This is a genomic window from Bifidobacterium kimbladii (genome assembly GCF_032193675.1).
GTDB classification, from domain to species: domain Bacteria; phylum Actinomycetota; class Actinomycetes; order Actinomycetales; family Bifidobacteriaceae; genus Bombiscardovia; species Bombiscardovia kimbladii.
Genome location: NZ_JASTZZ010000025.1, coordinates 1 through 394 on the forward strand (window position 1 = coordinate 1; position 394 = coordinate 394).

The 394-nt window shown below is 67.8% G+C and carries 2 protein-coding genes; one reads left to right on the forward strand and one right to left on the reverse strand.

Annotated features, from left to right (window positions below; genetic code table 11):
• Positions 1–10 precede the first annotated feature (10 nt).
• Positions 11–142 carry an LPXTG cell wall anchor domain-containing protein gene (locus QRX41_RS08515; RefSeq protein ID WP_396176815.1) on the forward strand — a complete coding sequence of 44 codons (132 nt, stop codon included), beginning with the start codon at positions 11–13 and terminating at the stop codon, positions 140–142.
• On the opposite strand, the gene QRX41_RS08420 is transcribed toward QRX41_RS08515, so the two are convergent.
• Positions 124–394: RCC1 domain-containing protein (locus QRX41_RS08420; RefSeq protein WP_313839957.1), on the reverse strand; the 271-nt coding region annotated here is incomplete at its 5' end. The two genes, QRX41_RS08515 and QRX41_RS08420, sit on opposite strands and share 19 nt — an antisense overlap.

A 394-nucleotide genomic window follows, 5' to 3' on the forward strand; every position in this document is an offset into this window, starting at 1 on the left:
GCCAGCAGGCGTGCTCCCCAAGGCAGGCGGGGAAGGCATCCTGCTCGCCCTGGCCGCGGGCATGACCGGCATGGGCGGCGTCCTGGCATCCCGCCGCCACCGGCAGGAAACACGCCGACTGGTTCACGCTTCGCACGAGTAAGAGCGGCCGGGCGGCGTATCAATCCCCCCGTTATCAGGGCTGATGCTCCACCCGCTGTTCCGGCTTGCCGGCGTCCAGTGGGCGGTCAGGGTCAGGTCCTTGTCGACGGGCCTGCTGAAATCGTAGGCGACCTGACCGGTGAACCATCCCCAGGCGTAGGCGTTGCCGTCGCTGCCCAGGGCCAGCGAATGAACCAATCCGCCGCTGACCTGCAGGTAGGTGAAGTCCTTGGGCAGGTCCGGGTACGTGTTG